The organism is Methanothermobacter sp. THM-1 (assembly GCF_009914355.1).
GTDB classification, from domain to species: Archaea; Methanobacteriota; Methanobacteria; order Methanobacteriales; family Methanothermobacteraceae; genus Methanothermobacter; species Methanothermobacter wolfei.
The window spans coordinates 332594-350628 of the sequence record NZ_CP044013.1 but is presented as its reverse complement, the minus strand read 5'-3'; the positions used below and the strand labels follow the sequence as shown (position 1 = coordinate 350628).

Genomic DNA, 18035 nt, shown 5'->3' with positions numbered 1-18035 from the left:
TGATCCCCTCGTCATCTTCTTCTTTTCCGGACTATCCCGGACCCGCATACCTCACATTCTTCATGGGGGTAATCATCGGAGTATTCCCTTTTACATCCCCTGCATGTCCTGATCCAGGTGTAGGTCTCCTTTATCCCCTCTGTAAGGACGCTTCTGAACCTTATTCCAAGGAGCTTCAGGGTGTTCTGTATCGTGTAGTCATCTGTTATTACAGTAACATCATCCCTCCCTTTGAGTGAAACTGCAAGTCCTATGACCCTTTTATCCGTCTCTGAAAGCTTCAGTACGTCTCCTGATTCCCGCACCGCCTCCTGGACCATTTCCATACTTTCAGGGTCTGGTTCTTCTATCCTTAATTTACCCTCTTCAATGGCTTTTTCAAATACCATCCTGGATTTGAAGTCCTTAATCTCTTCAATAACCTGGTTGACCGTGTAATTATCCCTATCAGAGGGTATGTAACCGTTTATGAATGCCGATGCATCAAGAACCTTCTTCATGGAAATCACTCTACACTTGTTATGAAGGCAATTATCATATCTAATTTTCTGAGCCAGTTAGGAGGGTATGGGTCCAGGTTTTTTAAGGTGGCCTTCATGGTGAGCTGGCTGATGAAACCTCATTGATGACACCTGAGATCCAGATTAGAGTAGCCGTCGGGGATCAGGGGTACTGCACGGATGTCACAGGATAATCAGGGGGACCTTCAGGGTGGTAGCCTTCATGGATAATATCCGTGGCATGTTATGGATAATCTGTCGCCGGTTAAAAAGTATTACTAAAAAATTCAGTGAAATGGATCGGAACCTTCTTTTTTAGAAATTAAGGTTTTTCAGCCCATTTAAAGGTAATAGGATGCCATTTGATCCGTTTAAATTAACTGGCGAAAACTTTATAAATGGTGTTAATCATATATACTACTCGGGTAGGGTCCAGGACTTTTAAACTCATTCTGGTCTTTTAAATTGGAATTGAAACCGCCTCCAATCCAATATCAAACCCTACCCCAACCAAACTGTCACAAATTTTTATTACTTTTCTCCGGGTGTCAGAAAACCAGATATAAACCTTTTCAGTGACAGAAAAATCAAAAGACTTATAAACAGTGGCTGCAATAAATACTGTGTTACATAGAACATGTATTATTAATAAAGTGGCTGGTTAATATGAAAAGTCCGAGTATGGAGGAACACCGGAGGGATGCCCCCAGGAGCATCAGGTGCGGGGTCATAACCCTCAGCGACTCAAAGTATTCAGAATTTATGAAGAAAGGTGGAATCCCTGAAAGTGACATCTCAGGAAGAACACTGGTTGATGTCCTCTCTGAAGATTATTCTGTCATGGACCATATAATAATACCCGACGATGCAGACAGACTGGTGGCTACCATCAACCAGCTGATAGATGGTGGTGCCTCGGTTATCTTCACCACAGGGGGCACAGGTATAGGGAGCAGGGATATAACCGTTGAAACCCTTAAGGAACTCTTTGAAAAGGAACTTGATGGTTTCGGTGAGATATTCAGGCACCTCACCTTCAGGGAGCTCGGGGCCGGTGCAATACTTAGCAGGGCAACTGCAGGGGTCTACAGGAGGACCCTCATATTTGCACTCCCCGGCTCCCCAAACGCCGTTAAACTGGGAATTGAACTTGTGGTCTCTGAACTGCCGCACCTTGTAAAGCACCTGAGGGAATGATCATCTGAAATCAGAGACAGAAAGCAGGGGTACAAGTTCCAGTCCCCTCTCCCTGAATTTCTCCAGTGCTCCCTCCTCACGGTCCACCACAACAAATGCCCTTTCAACGATACCTCCGTTTCCGGTGATTGCATCAATGGCCTTAAGGAGGGATGCTCCTGTCGTTGTCACATCCTCCACAACAGCAACCCTGTCACCCTCCACAAGTTCGCCCTCAATGAGTTTTGATGTGCCGTAACCCTTCTTCTCCTTCCTTATCATAAGGAGGGGTTTATCTGACTCAAGGGATACTGCCGTTGCAATGGGCACCGCGCCAAGGGCGGGTCCTGCAACCCTGTCTATACCAATGAGTTCCAGGGCTATCATGCGGGCTATTACCCTGAGAACCTCAGGGTCCGTGACCGCCCTCTTGATATCAACATAGTAATCGCTCTCCCTTCCTGACGAAAGAATGAACTTCCCGTGTTTTATAACCTCCCTTTCATTGAGGAGTTTTATGAGTGTCTCTCTGAGCTTCTCTGAATTTTTGACCGGCATATTCTACAGACTCCCATATCTGCAATGTAACATTCTGAACACACGTTTGCACCGCAGAGGCGGCATGTGTGAAGAAAATCTGCCCTCCCGCAGAGGCTGCAGATACCCTTAAGATGCAAATTTCTTCACCCTTAAAAAAGATAAGGTTCTATTCCTCTCCTCCCTTGAGGAGTATCTTGTCACCTATCTTCTTAACCATCTCATAGGGCACTATTGTTTCACCCTTGGAGATGCCAAGACCCTCTGATATTCCACCCTTACCAAGAACCAGCGCCTCTATTGTCTGGGATTCGATGTCAACCTCAACATCCTTTACCTTGCCTATAACAGTTGCAGCACTGTCAAGAACCTCTTTACCTACTATATCTTCAACTATTCTCATGGTACCACCATCCAGATAACTAACTCATAATATTACTCTTGGTTTTCTGAGTATAAAAATCTAAGTCAAACCCAAGAGCCGTCGGGGTTCCTGAAAGCATGAGCTCCTCCTGAGGGAAACCTTTATATAGGTTGATGACCCTTAAACTTTTTCTTACAAAAATAAACTTTATTTTTTGGAGGCAGAGAATCCATGAGAAATGCCCTGAAAATATTCAGAAATGACCTGAAAACGGTAAAGAACAGTCCGGTTGTTCTCTTCGTCATTGCAGTTATAATATGTATACCGGCACTCTATGCTGTCTTCAACATACAGGCAACACTTGACCCCTACTCAAGGACATCAGATCTCAGTGTAGCTGTTGTAAATGAGGATCGCGGCGCGGTTCTAAACGGTGAACATATAAACATAGGCACAGAGCTTGTAGACGAACTCAGAAAAAACAGGAACTTCGACTGGCAGTTCGTTGACAGAGGAAAAGCAATGGGGACTTAAAAGCGGAGAATACTACGCTGTACTGATAATCCCTGGAAACTTCAGTTCAGATATCCTTTCAATTAAGAACGGCACCCCCAGACAGGCCAAGATCGAGTACATAGTAAACGACAAGCTGAACCCGGTTGCTCCGAGGATAACAAATGCCGGTGCAGATGCGCTCCAGGCAAAGATAAACAGTGAGATCGTTAAAACCATAGACGGCATCATATTCGGAAAGATAAGCAGTGCAGGTGAACTTGCAAGGGCAAACAAGGCCCAGTTCCTGAAGACAAAGAGTTTCATCAACGAACTCAATGGAAACATTCAGAATATAGATGAAACACTTAAAAGGGCCAATTCTGACCTTCAGACCGGGCAGAGCTTCTGGTCAGGTTTGAAGGGATATCTACCTGAAATAAGGGACAATTCAAACTTCGTAAGGGAAAAGTACAGTCTGCTTGAAAGTTACATTGGAAAGGACCCTGAAAAGGCACTTACCACAGTAGAGAACATGGAAACACACCTATCAGAGGCCATAACATCATTGAAGTACCTTAAAGCAGTTTTAAGTAGCCTATATTCTGCCACAGGCGATCCTCAGCTAAAAACAGCCATAAATCAGATAGACACCAATATACAGAAGGCCAGTGAAGTTCTGGGCATACTCCAGGCCATTGAATCCGACCTCAAAACAAAGAAGACAAGCAACCGTCTTGTGCAGCTTAAGGCATCGCTTGACAGGATGGACAGCGCCATCAACATGCTGATGGCAAATGAAGACCGGATCGACTCTTCAATGCGTGAAGCATCAGCGAAACTTGGCATTGCAAATTCAAAGTGGCCTGTTATCAGATCAGCGATCCAGGAGGCAAATCAGAAGCTGAACTCAATCAGCGAGGATGACATCGACAGCCTCATAAGGCTTGCAGATACGTCACAGAGTCCACTGTGAAGCCCCCCCTCCATTCAATCCCCCATCGACAGCCTCATAAGGCTTGCAGATACGGATCCCTCCGCAGTCAGGGAGTACTTCAAGAGCCCGGTTAAAATGGAGAAACAGCACATATATCCGGTTGAGAACTATGGATCAGCACTTGCACCATTCTATGTACCCCTATCACTATGGATAGGTGGTATAATCGCGGTTGCCATGATAACCATGCGTGCAAGAGGTAATTACAGTAGCATAGAGGTTTACCTTGGAAGGATGGGTCTCTTCCTGATAATCTCCATCTTCCAGGCCCTTGTGGTTGCAGCCGGCGCCATGCTCCTGAGGGTGCAGCTTACCAGCAGGTTACTCTTTGTACTCACAACCGTCTACATCAGTATCTGCTCCATGCTGATAGTCTACTCCCTGACATCAGCCTTGGGTAACGCGGGTAAGGCCATATCAATAATACTGCTGGTACTCCAGATCACAGGTACAGGCGGGATATTCCCTGTGGAACTTTTACCGCCATTCTTCCAGGCAATACACCCCTACCTTCCACTCACATATGCCGTTGGCGCCCTGAGGGAGGTTGTTGGGGGTGTGATCTGGAGCAGCTACTGGATGAACCTTGCCCTTCTCAGTGTCTTCCCGGTGATGGCCTTCTGCATAACGGTACTTGTCAAGGAGAAGATGGATAAAAGAGCCCACTGGATGGAAAGCAAACTCGAAGAAAGCGGTCTCTTCTAATTTTATTTTTTTTTATAGGATACTGAAAAATGTAAAAAACCGAATTTTACTTATCTCAAAAAAACTCAACCACATCATATGAAAAGAAAAGAACAGCACTGTCCAGAATATATGGATAGGCCATGCCTAGAGGCCCAGCTCATCCTCTTCCATTTTCCTCTCCTCTTCCTCCCATCTGATTTCTTCCATTATCTGTTCTTCCTCATCCTCCCCTCCACTGTTCCAGTTAAGGACTCCATAGATAACACAGAAGAGGGTTATGAGGATGCAGAGCAGATATGCGCTCCACACCCAGGGGTCAGGTATTCCAAGAACCATCCTTAACCACCACGCTCCCTTGAATTAAACTCCCTTTATTCCGTTGAAACATTTATCAAGGTGTTCCCTGGATGGTGGCTCAGTCATCAGACTCACAACCACAAGCATAAGAGCAGATACAGGAACACCCACCAGTATAGGATCCACAACAGGCCAAGGCATTGAAGATATGACAGGGCCTCCAAATATGACCCTGGTAACCCCCAGGGCCATTGCAGTCTTCTTGTATTCGAAGAGCAGCCAGAAGAGGCTTACAAGGGCGCCTGAGACCATCCCTGCAATAGCACCCTCCCTTGTAGCCCTCTTCCAGAACAGCGCCGCAGCATACACTGAAAGGAAGGACGCTGCACATATACCGAAGAAGAGGGCTGTTCCCTGCGCTATTATACTTCCAGGGAGGATGTACCCGAGGACAACCGCTATCAGGATGGCGATGATGATACCAACCCTTGTTATAAGAACTGACCTGTCACCCTTCCTCCTCATAATGGTCTCGTAGACGTCCCTTCCAATGGATGTGCCCTGAACATGGAACTGTGAACTGAGGGTTGACATGGCAGCAGAAAGAAGGGTGAGCATGAAGATGTATGAGAACCACTCTGGCATGGCGGAATTTATAAAGACAGGTATTGTCTTATCAGCATTTCCACCGGCAGCCTCAACAGCAATCATCCCCGCCTTTCTGAAGAAATACACATTCGACAGGGCTCCGACAACATAGGCGCTCCAGGTCATTACGAATATGAAGAGGGCCCCTATCAGTACACCCCTGTTGAGTTCCCTGTTGGACTTCACCGTCATGAACCTCACAATGAGCTGTGGCTGTGCAAGAACACCCACACCCACACCCAGGATTATCGTTGACAGAAGGGTCCACCAGTATGGACTGCCATAAACCGGCATACTGGTCCATCCAGTTGCACCAACAGCCTTTGCCTCCGCAGGTATGAGATTTGAAATCCCTGTGAGTGCCTGGTGGGCTTCAACAACCCCTCCCAGTATATAGTATGTTGAAACAACAAGGAATATCATTCCAAGGAACATTATGGTCCCCTGGAGGGCATCAGTATACATAACACCCTTTATACCACCCATAACCACATAAACGGCAACTATAAGTGCTATCAGTATAAGGGCTATCCCGAAGTCTATTTTCACCGTCGTCTCAAGGAACCTTGCAGCTCCTATGAGGACCACAGAGGCGTAGAGTGGCATGCCCAGAAATATTATCGCCCCTCCAAAGTACTGGAGAAAACGGCTCCTGAATCTTCTCCCGATAAACTCGGGGAATGTTAGGGCGGACATGTTATGCCCCATCTTCCTCGTGCGCTTACCAAAGAACACAAATGCTATGAATATACCGACGAGTATATTGAGGAACACAAGCCACAGGATACCCATCCCGAAGACACCGGCCATCCCGCCAAAACCAACTATCGCCGCGGTACTGATAAAGGTGGCGCCATAGCTCATGGCCATAATATAGGGGTGGGCCTTCCTATCGGCAACCATGTAGTCCTCAGAGGTCTCCGTCCTCCGCCAGGCAACATAACCCACATACCCGGTAAGAAGGAAGTATATGAGAACCACGATTGATCAGTTCGTCCAACAGGTAAGGGAGGTGGAGACACGGTAAGAAGGAAGTATATGAGAACCACGATACCAAGTATTAAAAGATCCATCCTAAATCCTCCTTCAGTCCATTAAATTATAATTAATGATGATGACAATTAGCATATAAGTCTTTATAAACAGATTCCAGAGAAAGTTGATTTAAGGCGATTGAAATGATATGGAACCCTGAAGCAGAATGCATGGACCCTGAAGAAAGACAGGAACTACAGCTTAAAAGGCTCCAGAAAACCGTTAAAAGGGCCTATGAGAATGTTCCTTATTACCATAAGCGCTTAACAGAAGCGGGCGTGTTTCCTGAGGACATAGAGACCCTTGAGGATATCTCTAAACTGCCATTCACAACAAAGAATGACCTGAGGGAAGCCTACCCCTTCGGTATGTTCGCGGTGCCTGATGAGGAGATAGTGGAGGTGCACACATCATCAGGGACCACCGGAAAACCCGTTGTCTCAGGGTACACGAAGAAGGACCTTGAGATATGGTCTGAGGTGATGGCCAGGGCCCTTACAATGGGTATGGCGACGAAAAAGGATCGTATACAGAACTGTTATGGTTACGGATTATTCACCGGTGGTCTTGGAGTTCACTACGGTGCCCAGAGGATCGGGGCGACTGTCATACCCATATCTGCAGGGAACACGAAGAGGCAGATTGAGATAATGCAGGACTTTGGCACAACGGTGATAACATGCACACCATCCTACGCCCTCTACCTTGCAGAGGTCCTTGAAAATGAAGGTGTCGACATAGGGGCCCTTAACCTGAAGTCAGGGATATTCGGGGCTGAAATGTGGACAGAGGAGATGAGAAATGCTATAGAGGAGAGGCTGGGCCTTACCGCCCTCAACATATACGGTCTTACAGAGATAATAGGGCCCGGGGTTGCTCAGGAATGCCCTGAAAAGAACGGTCTGCACATATTTGAGGACCACTTCTACCCCGAGATCATAGACCCAAAGACCCTTGAGAAACTCCCCTACGGGAGGAAGGGTGAACTGGTACTCACAACACTCACAAGGGAGGGTATGCCCATCTTGAGGTTCAGGACAAAGGATATAACCGCCCTGAGGAATGAAGCATGCGGCTGCGGACGTACACTCGTCAGGATGGACAGGATTACCGGTCGAAGCGATGACATGCTGAAGATAAGGGGTGTTATTGTATTCCCATCCCAGATCGAAAGGGCGCTGCTTGGAGTGAAGGGCCTTGAACCCCACTACCAGATAGTTGTCACTAGGCCAGAATTCCTTGATGAACTGGAGGTCAGGGTTGAAGCGTCACCGGAGCTCTTCTCTGATGAGGTCAAGCATGTGGAGGAAGCCAAACGCATGATAGAAAAACATATCCACAACGAAATCGGTTTAAGGGTCAACGTGACCCTGGTTGAACCGGGAAGCCTCCCGAGGAGTGAGGGCAAGGCTGTCAGGGTTATAGATAAAAGGAAATTTGATTAAATAAATATATGAGGTGCTCTCTATGAAACTCAAACAGATATCTGTTTTCCTTGAGAATAAAAAGGGGAGACTGAAAAACGCTATACACACCCTTTCAGAGGCCGGGATAAACATCCGGGCACTTTCAATCGCGGATACCTCCGAGTTCGGGATACTCCGCATGATAGTCTCAGACCCGGTGAAGGCAAAGGAGGTTCTGGAAGAAAACAACTTCGTTGTAAGGGTCAATGATGTGATAGCCGTTGAGGTCCCTGATGAACCAGGGGGACTTGACGGGATACTGGCTGTCCTGACAGACCATGACATAAACGTTGAGTACATCTATGCCTTTGTTGAGAAGAAGGGTGAAAAGGCGGTTGTTGTCATCAGGACAGAGAACGTGGATGATGGCATAAACGCCCTTGAGGATGCAGGAATACCGGTACTCTCATCAGAGGATATATACATCCTCTGATGCTCTTTTTTACTGTTTCCGTATCAGAGAACCACAGCCCCTGAAACCAGACAGAATGGAAATAAAAAATCATAGACCCTGGAATATGGATCTGGAGGAATGTCTTTATCCTCCAGACATCAAACCATTTATTCTTCATTTCATCATTTCACCGAAGCCCTCATTGAAGGCCCTCACGTTCACATCAAGCAGCCCTGAGGGAAGGTTCTCCTTCATTGAATCCATGATCACATCCCTATCAATGGGGAGTTTCCCTGTGGCTGCCGCCGCACCCAGCATGACCATGTTGAGTGACATTATATGGCCTGCCTCCACAGCTATCCTTTCAGCATCGAAGGCCCTGACGGTCCCTGCCCTTTCATTCAGGGCCCCAACTATCTCCTCAACCGGGGGGTAAGGGTGTAGGCTGTTGACCAGGTTGAAGGGAGGTATCATCGATGTGTTCATGATGACATCTGAGCCACCTGAGATCTTTGGAATCGCCCTCAGGGCCTCCAGTGGCTCGAATGCTATCACAAGGTCCGCCTCTCCATCGGGTATGATTGACCCCTTAACATCACCTATCCTGATTTCGGTGGAAACTGCGCCACCCCTCTGGGCCATTCCATGTATCTCACTCATAACCACGTTCATGCCTTCCTTCATGGCTGCCTCGCCGATTATCACAGATGTCTTTATGATTCCCTGACCGCCAACTCCACATACGTATATGTTGTACATTCTAATCCCTCCCTGATGGTCTTATGGCTCCCCTCTTGCATATCTGGAGGCAGACACTGCAGCCACGGCAGTAGAGGGGATCTATAAACACCCTTCCATCCCGGCTGACAATGGCGGGGCATGCCAGTTCCCTGAGGCAGTCCATGCAGAGGTCACACCTCTCCTCATGGACCTTCATTGGCCTTCCGCGCACAGCTCCCCTGGAGAGCATGCATGGATACTTTGATATCACCACGGCAACTGATTCATGTTCAAGCGCCCCTTTAATTGTCTCCACCGATCTCTTGAGGTTCATGGGGTTTACCGTTTCCACGAATTCAACCCCCGAAGCCCTTACAATGTCATCTATGGATATCTCCGGCGCCTCATCACCCATCCCATCAACGGGCAGTCCAGGGTGTGGCTGGCCCCCTGTCATTGCAGTTGTCCTGTTATCAAGGATGACCACCACGAATCTCCCCTTATTGTGGACCGCGTTTATGAGAGGAGGGATACCCGCATGGAAGAATGTTGAGTCCCCGATAAATGAGATTATCCTCTGGGATGTTGCGGCTGAAAATCCGCAGGCGGTCCCTATGCTTGACCCCATGCTTAGTAGGTAGTCCGCTGCAGAGTATGGGGGCTCTATCCCCAGGGTGTAGCACCCTATATCTGTGGGAAAGATGAGTTCATCGGGACCCATGCCAAGCTCACCGGCGGCCCTTCTGACAGCATAATATACCGCCCTGTGAGGACACCCCGGGCAGAGTGCAGGGGGCCTTTCAGGTATCTGAGGTGCCTCAAAGGTCTTCTCATGGACCTTAATGCCTGTGAAGCCTCCTATGGCCCGGCGGAGTATGTCCTCGTTGTACTCGTATATCTCAGGAAGTGTGCCGTCAAGTTTTCCATGGACATCCACATCCAGGCCCTCAGAACCGGCAACCGCAACCACCTCCTTCTCCATGACAGGGTCAACCTCCTCCACAACGAGGACATGGTCCCGTCCTGAGATGAACTCGGAGACCTTCCCTGAAGGGAATGGGTAGGTGAATCCAAGTTTGAGTATGGGTACCTTCATGCCCAGGCTCTCAGCCGCATCATATGCATAGTTAAAGGCTCCCCCTGATGCTATTATACCGAACCCTGAACTGCTTTCCCCATTGAACACCATGTTAAGATCTGAGTCGTTAACAGTATCTTCCAGGGCCTTCATCTTCTCAATGAGTTTCCTGTGCATAACCCTTGCTGTTGCAGGTACGGGCACGAAACGTGAAGGGTCCTTTCTGAAGAATCCCTTCTGAGGTTTCATCCGCCTTTCACCAACCTCCACAACGCCCCTCATATGGGACACCCTTGTGGTGGTTCTTAAAAGGACCGGTACCCCGTACTCCTCCGAGAGTTCAAAGGCGAAGTTCATGTAATCAAGCACCTCCTGGGGGCTGGAGGGTTCAAGAAGGGGGACCCCTGCAAGTCTTGCGTAGTGTCTGTTATCCTGCTCATTCTGGGATGAAAACATTGAGGGGTCATCCGCAGAGAGGACAACCATACCTGCCCTGACACCCGTATAGGCTGCGCTCATAAATGAGTCTGATGCCACATTGAGTCCCACATGCTTCATGAAGGTGAATGATCTAACACCGGAAGCTGCAGCAGCAGCCGCCACCTCCAGTGCAACCTTTTCATTGATGGAGAATTCAAAGTATATCCCTGCATCCCTTGCAATTTCTGATAAAACGTTACCTATTTCAGATGACGGTGTGCCAGGGTAGGTGCTTGCAACACCCACACCTGACTCTACCGCAGCCCTCACGGCAGCCTCATTGCCAAGGAGGAACATTCTATCGCCCTTCCGGGCATCTACAATATCCTCTAATTCCATGATAAATCACCTTTAATTCATCGTATTGTCCTGCTGATTATGTGAAAATTCAGAGAATTTCCCTTCATTGGAGGATACTCCCACACTTTTATCTGCTGTGTAATGTGAATCTACTGGGCGGACCTTAACCCACTAATTCACCTCCAATCTACAGACCTAAGGCCTTAAGATACTTTGCATGGATTCTATAAAATATATTTTGCAAGAACCATCACAAACCTTAATATATACTGTGGACAATAAGAATTTAGTTCCTTCTAAGTTTTTCATATGAATCAGCATGGAGATGGAAATGATAAAGGTCAGGGTTTTAAGATTTGAACCAGGTGTAGATGAGAAACCACACCTTGAAGAGTACACCATACCCCACAGGAAGGGTATGAAGGTCCTTGACGCTCTGAACATGATAAATGAGAAGTACAGGGCCAACATCGCATTCAGGAGTTCATGCAGGGCAGGGCAGTGCGGTTCATGCGCCGTTAAGATGAATGGGAGGGTTGTCCTTGCCTGTAAGGCTGAGGTGGAGGACGGTGCAGTCATTGAACCGGTTGACCTCCCGGTTATACGGGACCTCATGGTTGACAGGAGCGAAATAGAAAACAAGGCGCGTTCGATGCGCCTTTACCTCGAATCATCATCCGAGGGCATCCAGAAGATTAAACCAGATGATTACCTTGATTCAAAAAAACTGAGGGGCTGTATAGAGTGTTTCTCCTGTATAAGTTCATGTCCGGTTATAAAGGAGAGCACGGAGTACGCGGGTCCCTACTTCATGAGGTACCTCTCCAAATTCGCCTTTGACCCCCGTGATGAGTCAGACAGGGCCCTTGAGGGCTTCAGGGAGGGCCTCTACTGCTGCACAACATGCGGGACTTGTGCAGAGGTCTGTCCAAAGGAGCTCAATGTTCCAGGGGATGCCATTGAGAAATTGAGGGCACTCGCCTGCAGGGAGGGTGTGGGTCCCCTTGAAGCCCACAGGAAGGTTAAAGAGTTAATCTCAGGGACCGGAAGGTCAGTTGAGAAATTAAGGGAGGGTTTCATTGAATCAGTGAAGGCAAAGCCAGGGGCCAGTATAGGGTTCTTCACAGGATGCCTTGTGGATTACAGGATGCCAGAGGTTGGATACGCACTTCTCAGGGTCCTGGAGGAGGAGGGGTTCGATGTGGATGTCCCTGAGGGCCAGGTATGCTGCGGATCCCCCATGATAAGGACCGGGCAGCTCGACATTGTTAAGGACCTTGTGGAAAGGAACAGGGCAGTCCTTGAAAAATATGACACCATAATAACCGTCTGCGCCGGCTGCGGGGCCACCCTGAAAAAGGATTACCCCCGGTACGGGGTTGAACTCAATGTACTTGATATAAGTGAATTTCTGGCAGATAAGCTCGACAGCACCATGATGAAGCCAGTTAAGATGAGGGTAACCTACCATGACCCCTGTCACCTTGCCCGTGGCCAGGGTGTGAGGATTGAACCCCGGGAGATACTGGGGAAGATACCGGGCCTGGAATTTGTTGAGATGGAGAAACCCGACCAGTGCTGTGGATCCGGTGGTGGTGTCAAATCCGGGAAACCAGAGCTGGCCGGAGCCCTTGGTAAGAAGAAGGCCCGTATGATAGGGGAACTGGATGTGGATGCTGTGATAACAATATGCCCCTTCTGCCAGCTTCATATAAGGGAATCCCTTGAAAGGGAGGGTTTCGGGGATGTTAAGGTTATGAACATCCTGGAACTCCTGGATATGGCCTTCTCCGAGGACTGAACCGGTGATATCCATGGATAAATATGGGATGCTCTGTGAAAACATCATGGTTGTCTTCGTTGAACCGGAAACCCCCGGGAACATCGGTTTCCTTGCAAGGACCATGAAGAACTTCGGGATGGAGAGGCTCATACTAATAAACCCTTGCAGACTGGAGGATGAGGCCTACTATCATGCCATGCACGCCAGGAGCATCGTTGATAACGCTGAGGTATACCCCTCCCTCAAGGAGATGCTGAAAGCCCTGAATCCTGACTTCCTTGTGGGGACAACCGGTGTTCCTGGTGGAAGCTACAACGTTGAAAGGATCCCGCTAAGACCATCCCAGCTTTCAGAGTCCCTGAATCCCTCTGCATCCACCGCAATACTCTTCGGACGGGAGGGTGACGGGCTTTCAAACAATGAGATTGACCTCTGTGACGTGGTTGTGAGCATCCCAACATCCAGGGAGTACCCTATAATGAATATAACCCATGCCGCAGCCATAATATTCTATGAAATCTTTCGTGGGAGGGAATTCCCCTGCGAGGGTCTTGAAGAGGCGTCGGGACTGGAAAAGAACCTCCTTATAGATGAAATGGATAATGTTCTATCACTTGTTGATATGCCGGAGCACAAGAGGCGTGTTGCAGCAAGGGTCTTCAGGAACATCCTTGGAAGGGCATTCATAACTGCCAGGGAGGCCCACACACTTAAGGGTGTTCTCAGGAGGATCAAAAACCATCTGAAGGATGTTTAAAGTTTAGGGAGGGTTCTATCTGGTTTACGGGTTGAGGATTATTGATATTGCCGGTGTGCTCATCTTCATCATCCTCATAATATTCCTGCCCATCATCATGAGGATGCGGATCTATGCATCCATTGAGGGCGCCATAGCCGAACTTACCGGTATGGTGGGGGACGCTGAGGAGCTGATCCTTGAGCTCAGCCAGGTTAAGGAGAGGGAACTCCTTGAAGGCTGCCTTGAATTCTTCATCGTGCCCCCGGCAGACGTTGACCCCCATGGTGTTGCTGAGAAATTCCGCAGACTACTGGAGATGGGTGATGAACGCCTTGAGAAGATGGCCGGGAAACTGGCCCCTGGAGCTGACCCTGAACTGAGGGCAAGGATAGTCATGTGCCTGAAGATAGGCACCGGCCTTAGGGGTATCCTTAAGTTCCTTAATCACAGCCTTGAAACCGCAAGAAAAACCGGTAACCTCCAGATGCTCCTTGCACTCCAGATGAACCTTGCACTGATAATGAGAACTGCAAGGGCCTACATGGATGGTTTAAGGGCCATCTCATCCTGTTTACCCATCGGTGACGGTGCCGGCCCCCTTACCGCGGGTATGCTAATAGATGAGGGGGATGAACGTGAATACATCCATGACATGGTACATGTGCGGAAAAGCTACCATGGGAAGGATCTGAGCATCCTGAGGCCCCGCGGACCCGGGCCACGCCTTGGGAAAATTGTCAGGGCCCTTGAGGAGATACTTGATGAGAGGGAATTTGACAGAATAATAATGGTTGATGCGGCAGCAAAACTTGAAGGAGAGGAGACAGGGACCGTTGCAGAGGGTGTTGGTGTTGCCATTGGAGGAAGCGGTGTTGAAAAATGGTTCATCGAAAACATGACCCTTTCATCGGATGTCACTGCTGTCATAATAAAGATGGGTCCTGAGGAGGCCCTTGGACAGATGACCGGCAGGATACTTGAAGCATGTTCAGCGGCCCTTGAAACCATAAAAAGGATCATGGATGAATCAGATGCCGGTTCCGTACTCTTAATAGGTGTGGGTAACAGCAGCGGGATACCCAATGCTGTGGAAGACCCCCTGAAATTGAAGATAAAGAAGGATAAGGAGAGGAATTAATGGCCATACTCAGTGACAGGGATATAAAAAGATACCTTGAGGAGGGACTTATCACAATAGACCCCCTCGATGATCCTGAAAGACAGATACAGCCTTCATCAGTTGACCTTAGAATAGGGAACGAGTTCAGGGGTTTCAGGGTGATAAGGAAGCCCTGCATCGACCCCAAGGACCCCTCTGATATTGATTCATACATGGAGTCCTTCCATGTGGATGAGGGTCCCTTCATAATACATCCAGGGGAGTTCGCCCTTGCAACCACCCATGAGTATATCGGTCTTCCCGATAACCTTGTTGCACGGGTGGAGGGACGCTCATCCATCGGGAGGCTGGGCATAACCATGCATGTGACCGCAGGCTACATTGACCCTGGTTTCCATGGACGGATAACCCTTGAAATATCAAATATAGGGAAGATGCCTGTGGCCCTCTATCCGATGCAGAGGGTGTGTCAGATCGTCTTTGAAACCATGACATCACCCTCAGAGAAACCCTACGGTCATCCTGCCCGTGACAGTAAATACGTGGGGCAGACAAGGCCTGAGACAAGCCGGATAAAGGATGACTATGAAATCAGGAATTCAAGACTCTGATACGGATTTAATGGAAAATACAGGAGGGATCACACTGAATCATGAAAAAACGATGACGATTGCAAGGAAAAGAGGATTTTTATGGTCTTCATTTGAGATCTATTCAGGAGTTGCAGGTTTTGTTGATTACGGCCCCCTTGGAGCCACCCTCAAAAACAAGATAATGAGCAGGTGGCGTGAATACTACGTTGTAAGGGAGGGCTTCTATGAGATAGAGTCACCCACCATAATGCCTGAGGAGGCCCTGAAGGCATCAGGACACGTCGATCACTTCAATGACCCCATGACGCAGTGCAAGGAATGTATGGATGTCTACAGGGCGGATCACATAATTGAGGATGCCACCGGACGTGATGTTGAGGGCCTTGAAAACCAGGAACTGACAGAGATCATCTCCTCTGAGGGTATCAGATGCCCCCGATGCGGCGGCCATCTTACACATGTCTGGAGCTACAACCTCATGTTTCAGACACTTATAGGTGCCAAGGGAAAGAAGACAGGTTACCTCAGACCCGAAACAGCCCAGGGGATATTCATACCCTTCAAGAGGCTTCTCAGGTTCTTCAGGAACAGGCTCCCCTTCGGTGTTGTGCAGCTTGGAAAATCCTACCGTAATGAGATATCTCCAAGACAGGGCGTTATAAGGCTCAGGGAATTTACACAGGCAGAAGCAGAGATATTTGTGCATCCAGAGGACAAAACCCACCCAGACTTCGAATCTGTAAGGGACGATGTCCTGAGGCTCTACCCTGCAAGCAGCCAGGAGGAGGGCTTGGAACCATTTGAGATAACGGCTGGTGAAGCCCTTGAGAGGGGAATAATCTCAAGTGAAGTTCTCACATATCACCTCTGCCTTGCAAGGAGGTTCCTGATGGACATTGGGGTGCCTGAAGAAGCCCTGAGATTCAGGCAGCACCTTCCCACCGAGATGGCCCATTACGCCATTGACTGCTGGGATGTTGAGGCCCTCACAGACGCCTACGGATGGATAGAGATCATCGGGATAGCTGACAGGACAGACTACGACCTTAAATCTCATGCCGAGCACAGCGGGGAGGACCTGAGGGTCTTCATAGAATATGATGAACCACGGAAAATCAGGAAACGTGTCGTTAAAGCTGAGATGGGCAGGCTGGGTCCAAGATTCAGGAAGGACGCTGCAAGGATAGTTGAGGCCCTGGCTGAAAAGGACCCTGAAGAGATTGAAGAGGCCCTGATGAAGGAGGGTAAATACCTCCTTGAACTTGACAGGGAATTTGAAATATTACCCGATGACGTGACCTTCCAGGAGGTTGAGGAAACCATAACAGGGGAGAAGGTGTACCCCCATGTGATAGAACCATCCTTCGGTATTGACCGTATAATCTATACCCTGCTTTTACACTCCTGTGTCGAGGAGGAGGATCGAACCTACTTCAGGCTGCCTCCACACGTGGCCCCTGTTGAGGTGACTGTGCTCCCCCTTGTAAACAGGGATGAGATGGTGGATGTTGCAGTGAAGATAAAAAGGGATCTCAGAAAGAACGGGTTTATAGCTGAATTTGATTCATCAGGTACCATCGGGAGAAGGTACGCCCGCTCAGATGAGATAGGCGTCCCCTTTGCAGTTACAGTTGACCATCAGACCCTTGAGGATGGAACGGTGACCCTCAGAAGGCGTGATGACTGCAGCCAGATAAGGGTGGGGATTGATGATTTAAAATCAACCCTCATGGACCTCATCAGGGGCTGTTAACCCCTCCTTCTCATCCATTGTAAGATCACCAGCCATAATATCATCAACGTTGATCCTGGAGGACATCCCCCTGTGGTGGTTAAAGAGGCGTTTGCCCCAGTCAAGGATCTCCCTTTCGTGGCCTATCATGATCCTTGATGGATCATAGGCCACGGTCTCATTGAAGAGTCCCATTGAAAAGAAGTTATCAGAAAGCATGTATGATAGTTCCTGTTTCCCATTTATAATCCTAAGGCTTAAAGATCCCCTTTCAATGTTATTTTTAACTTCACTGAGTCCAAAGTCCCTGATAAATTCCCTGTATGCTTCAGGTGTCAGTATAACCTCAACTGATGCTTCTCTGGCCAAAAGTTCTTTTATGGCCCTGATGTGTCTCGGGAAACAGACTGCAAGGAGCGCCTTAAGGTGCCCTGTGGAGTCCAGCATTTCATGATAGGATGCGTGGGGTCTGTGAAGATCTTCAAGGGTGGCCTCAATAACCTTCGCCCTTCTGAAAACATTTATATTCATGAAAAGATCATCTGGGATTGATTTAATGGAGTGGTCATTCCAGAAGTCCCTGTGGACTCGGATAGAGTCAAAGGAACCTATGAACCTTAAAAGCACGGTCCCCATGAGTCTTCCCTTCGAGGTCAGAACGCATGACTCTGATGCCCTCTCAACAAGATTTTTTGATTCGAGCTCCCATAGTGAGTGTGCTATGGTTGATGCCGGTGCCCTTATGCTTTCCTTGAGTTCTGATGAACTCTTCCGGCCCTCTAGAAGTTCAAGCAGTATCTTTGCCCTGACCCTGGAACCTGCCAGGAATCCTACTTCACCCAGTAATTCCTGAACATCCCTCAACATACACACCTGCCGCTGTGACGATTATATGTC

The 18035-nt window shown here is 48.5% G+C and carries 19 protein-coding genes; 11 read left to right on the top strand and 8 right to left on the bottom strand.

Features of this window, described 5'->3' with window-relative positions:
- Positions 1 to 11 precede the first annotated feature (11 nt).
- Positions 12 to 500: a type II toxin-antitoxin system VapC family toxin gene (locus tag FZP57_RS01850; RefSeq protein WP_074358519.1), complete on the bottom strand. Its 489-nt coding sequence runs from the start codon at positions 498 to 500 to the stop codon at positions 12 to 14.
- A gap of 666 nt (positions 501 to 1166) precedes the next feature.
- Here FZP57_RS01850 and FZP57_RS01845 point away from each other — a divergent pair.
- Positions 1167 to 1697: a molybdenum cofactor biosynthesis protein B gene (locus FZP57_RS01845; RefSeq protein WP_074358518.1), complete on the top strand. Its 531-nt coding sequence runs from the start codon at positions 1167 to 1169 to the stop codon at positions 1695 to 1697.
- Here FZP57_RS01845 and pyrE read toward each other — a convergent pair whose 3' ends face one another.
- Positions 1698 to 2234: an orotate phosphoribosyltransferase gene (pyrE, locus tag FZP57_RS01840; protein WP_074358517.1), complete on the bottom strand. Its 537-nt coding sequence runs from the start codon at positions 2232 to 2234 to the stop codon at positions 1698 to 1700.
- 148 nt (positions 2235 to 2382) lie between these two features.
- Positions 2383 to 2616: a PRC-barrel domain-containing protein gene (locus tag FZP57_RS01835; protein WP_074358515.1), complete on the bottom strand. Its 234-nt coding sequence runs from the start codon at positions 2614 to 2616 to the stop codon at positions 2383 to 2385.
- 192 nt (positions 2617 to 2808) lie between these two features.
- On the opposite strand from FZP57_RS01835, the gene FZP57_RS09290 reads away from it, so the two are divergent.
- The 3 genes from FZP57_RS09290 to FZP57_RS09280 all read left to right on the top strand — a co-directional run bounded on the left by FZP57_RS09290 (position 2809) and on the right by FZP57_RS09280 (position 4771).
- Positions 2809 to 3111 (top strand): YhgE/Pip domain-containing protein, encoded by a 303-nt coding sequence (locus tag FZP57_RS09290; protein ID WP_238337958.1) that lies wholly within the window; start codon positions 2809 to 2811, stop codon positions 3109 to 3111.
- On the top strand, positions 3083 to 4045 hold the full coding sequence (locus tag FZP57_RS09285; RefSeq protein ID WP_238337957.1) for a YhgE/Pip domain-containing protein: 963 nt from the start codon (positions 3083 to 3085) through the stop codon (positions 4043 to 4045). The genes FZP57_RS09290 and FZP57_RS09285 overlap by 29 nt, the downstream gene beginning before the upstream one ends.
- A 96-nt stretch (positions 4046 to 4141) precedes the next feature.
- Entirely contained in the window at positions 4142 to 4771 is a 630-nt protein-coding gene (locus FZP57_RS09280; protein ID WP_238337956.1) for a YhgE/Pip family protein, read from the top strand.
- A 126-nt stretch (positions 4772 to 4897) separates the two neighbouring features.
- Here FZP57_RS09280 and FZP57_RS01825 read toward each other — a convergent pair whose 3' ends face one another.
- Entirely contained in the window at positions 4898 to 5089 is a 192-nt protein-coding gene (locus FZP57_RS01825) for a symporter small accessory protein (RefSeq protein ID WP_074358514.1), read from the bottom strand.
- Between the two features lie 24 nt (positions 5090 to 5113).
- Positions 5114 to 6679 (bottom strand): sodium:solute symporter, encoded by a 1566-nt coding sequence (locus tag FZP57_RS01820; protein ID WP_238337955.1) that lies wholly within the window; start codon positions 6677 to 6679, stop codon positions 5114 to 5116.
- Between the two features lie 197 nt (positions 6680 to 6876).
- Here FZP57_RS01820 and FZP57_RS01815 point away from each other — a divergent pair, with 197 nt between their 5' ends.
- Positions 6877 to 8178, top strand: a complete 1302-nt coding sequence (locus tag FZP57_RS01815) for a phenylacetate--CoA ligase family protein (RefSeq protein WP_074358512.1) — start codon at positions 6877 to 6879, stop codon at positions 8176 to 8178.
- A gap of 22 nt (positions 8179 to 8200) precedes the next feature.
- On the top strand, positions 8201 to 8632 hold the full coding sequence (locus FZP57_RS01810; RefSeq protein WP_074358511.1) for an ACT domain-containing protein: 432 nt from the start codon (positions 8201 to 8203) through the stop codon (positions 8630 to 8632).
- Positions 8633 to 8767: 135 nt separating this feature from the next.
- Here FZP57_RS01810 and iorB read toward each other — a convergent pair whose 3' ends face one another.
- Entirely contained in the window at positions 8768 to 9352 is a 585-nt protein-coding gene (iorB, locus tag FZP57_RS01805; RefSeq protein ID WP_074358510.1) for an indolepyruvate ferredoxin oxidoreductase subunit beta, read from the bottom strand.
- A 1-nt stretch (position 9353) separates the two neighbouring features.
- Positions 9354 to 11210: an indolepyruvate ferredoxin oxidoreductase subunit alpha gene (gene iorA / locus FZP57_RS01800; RefSeq protein ID WP_074358509.1), complete on the bottom strand. Its 1857-nt coding sequence runs from the start codon at positions 11208 to 11210 to the stop codon at positions 9354 to 9356.
- A gap of 292 nt (positions 11211 to 11502) precedes the next feature.
- Here iorA and tfrB point away from each other — a divergent pair, with 292 nt between their 5' ends.
- From tfrB to glyS, 5 genes are read left to right on the top strand one after another with little or no spacing between them, the layout of a single operon-like run.
- The gene (tfrB, locus tag FZP57_RS01795) at positions 11503 to 12972 is read left to right on the top strand and encodes a fumarate reductase (CoM/CoB) subunit TfrB (protein WP_074358508.1); all 1470 of its coding nucleotides are present in this window, start codon (positions 11503 to 11505) and stop codon (positions 12970 to 12972) included.
- Between the two features lie 13 nt (positions 12973 to 12985).
- Positions 12986 to 13711: a TrmJ/YjtD family RNA methyltransferase gene (locus FZP57_RS01790; protein ID WP_074358507.1), complete on the top strand. Its 726-nt coding sequence runs from the start codon at positions 12986 to 12988 to the stop codon at positions 13709 to 13711.
- Positions 13712 to 13742: 31 nt separating this feature from the next.
- Entirely contained in the window at positions 13743 to 14831 is a 1089-nt protein-coding gene (locus tag FZP57_RS01785) for a DUF1512 family protein (protein WP_191216372.1), read from the top strand.
- Positions 14831 to 15424 (top strand): dCTP deaminase, encoded by a 594-nt coding sequence (gene dcd, locus FZP57_RS01780; RefSeq protein WP_074358505.1) that lies wholly within the window; start codon positions 14831 to 14833, stop codon positions 15422 to 15424. Before FZP57_RS01785 ends, dcd begins: the two co-directional genes overlap by 1 nt.
- A gap of 34 nt (positions 15425 to 15458) precedes the next feature.
- Complete coding sequence (glyS, locus tag FZP57_RS01775; protein WP_074359703.1) at positions 15459 to 17159, top strand: glycine--tRNA ligase; 1701 nt, start codon at positions 15459 to 15461, stop codon at positions 17157 to 17159.
- Here glyS and FZP57_RS01770 read toward each other — a convergent pair.
- Positions 17127 to 18005, bottom strand: a complete 879-nt coding sequence (locus FZP57_RS01770; RefSeq protein WP_074358504.1) for a winged helix-turn-helix domain-containing protein — start codon at positions 18003 to 18005, stop codon at positions 17127 to 17129. The genes glyS and FZP57_RS01770 overlap by 33 nt on opposite strands.
- Positions 18006 to 18035: the final 30 nt, after the last annotated feature.

What these genes read in the sequence shown, in the direction of transcription:
- FZP57_RS01835 (WP_074358515.1), bottom strand. Translation starts at nt 2,616, where the DNA reads ATGAGAATAGTTGAAGATATAGTAGGTAAAGAGGTTCTTGACAGTGCT.
- FZP57_RS09290 (WP_238337958.1), top strand. Translation starts at nt 2,809, where the DNA reads ATGAGAAATGCCCTGAAAATATTCAGAAATGACCTGAAAACGGTAAAG.
- FZP57_RS01825 (WP_074358514.1), bottom strand. Translation starts at nt 5,089, where the DNA reads ATGGTTCTTGGAATACCTGACCCCTGGGTGTGGAGCGCATATCTGCTC.
- dcd (WP_074358505.1), top strand. Translation starts at nt 14,831, where the DNA reads ATGGCCATACTCAGTGACAGGGATATAAAAAGATACCTTGAGGAGGGA.
- FZP57_RS01770 (WP_074358504.1), bottom strand. Translation starts at nt 18,005, where the DNA reads ATGTTGAGGGATGTTCAGGAATTACTGGGTGAAGTAGGATTCCTGGCA.
- FZP57_RS01845 (WP_074358518.1), top strand. Translation starts at nt 1,167, where the DNA reads ATGAAAAGTCCGAGTATGGAGGAACACCGGAGGGATGCCCCCAGGAGC.
- FZP57_RS09280 (WP_238337956.1), top strand. Translation starts at nt 4,142, where the DNA reads ATGGAGAAACAGCACATATATCCGGTTGAGAACTATGGATCAGCACTT.
- FZP57_RS01810 (WP_074358511.1), top strand. Translation starts at nt 8,201, where the DNA reads ATGAAACTCAAACAGATATCTGTTTTCCTTGAGAATAAAAAGGGGAGA.
- tfrB (WP_074358508.1), top strand. Translation starts at nt 11,503, where the DNA reads ATGATAAAGGTCAGGGTTTTAAGATTTGAACCAGGTGTAGATGAGAAA.
- FZP57_RS01790 (WP_074358507.1), top strand. Translation starts at nt 12,986, where the DNA reads ATGGATAAATATGGGATGCTCTGTGAAAACATCATGGTTGTCTTCGTT.
- FZP57_RS01850 (WP_074358519.1), bottom strand. Translation starts at nt 500, where the DNA reads ATGAAGAAGGTTCTTGATGCATCGGCATTCATAAACGGTTACATACCC.
- iorB (WP_074358510.1), bottom strand. Translation starts at nt 9,352, where the DNA reads ATGTACAACATATACGTATGTGGAGTTGGCGGTCAGGGAATCATAAAG.
- iorA (WP_074358509.1), bottom strand. Translation starts at nt 11,210, where the DNA reads ATGGAATTAGAGGATATTGTAGATGCCCGGAAGGGCGATAGAATGTTC.
- FZP57_RS01815 (WP_074358512.1), top strand. Translation starts at nt 6,877, where the DNA reads ATGATATGGAACCCTGAAGCAGAATGCATGGACCCTGAAGAAAGACAG.
- pyrE (WP_074358517.1), bottom strand. Translation starts at nt 2,234, where the DNA reads ATGCCGGTCAAAAATTCAGAGAAGCTCAGAGAGACACTCATAAAACTC.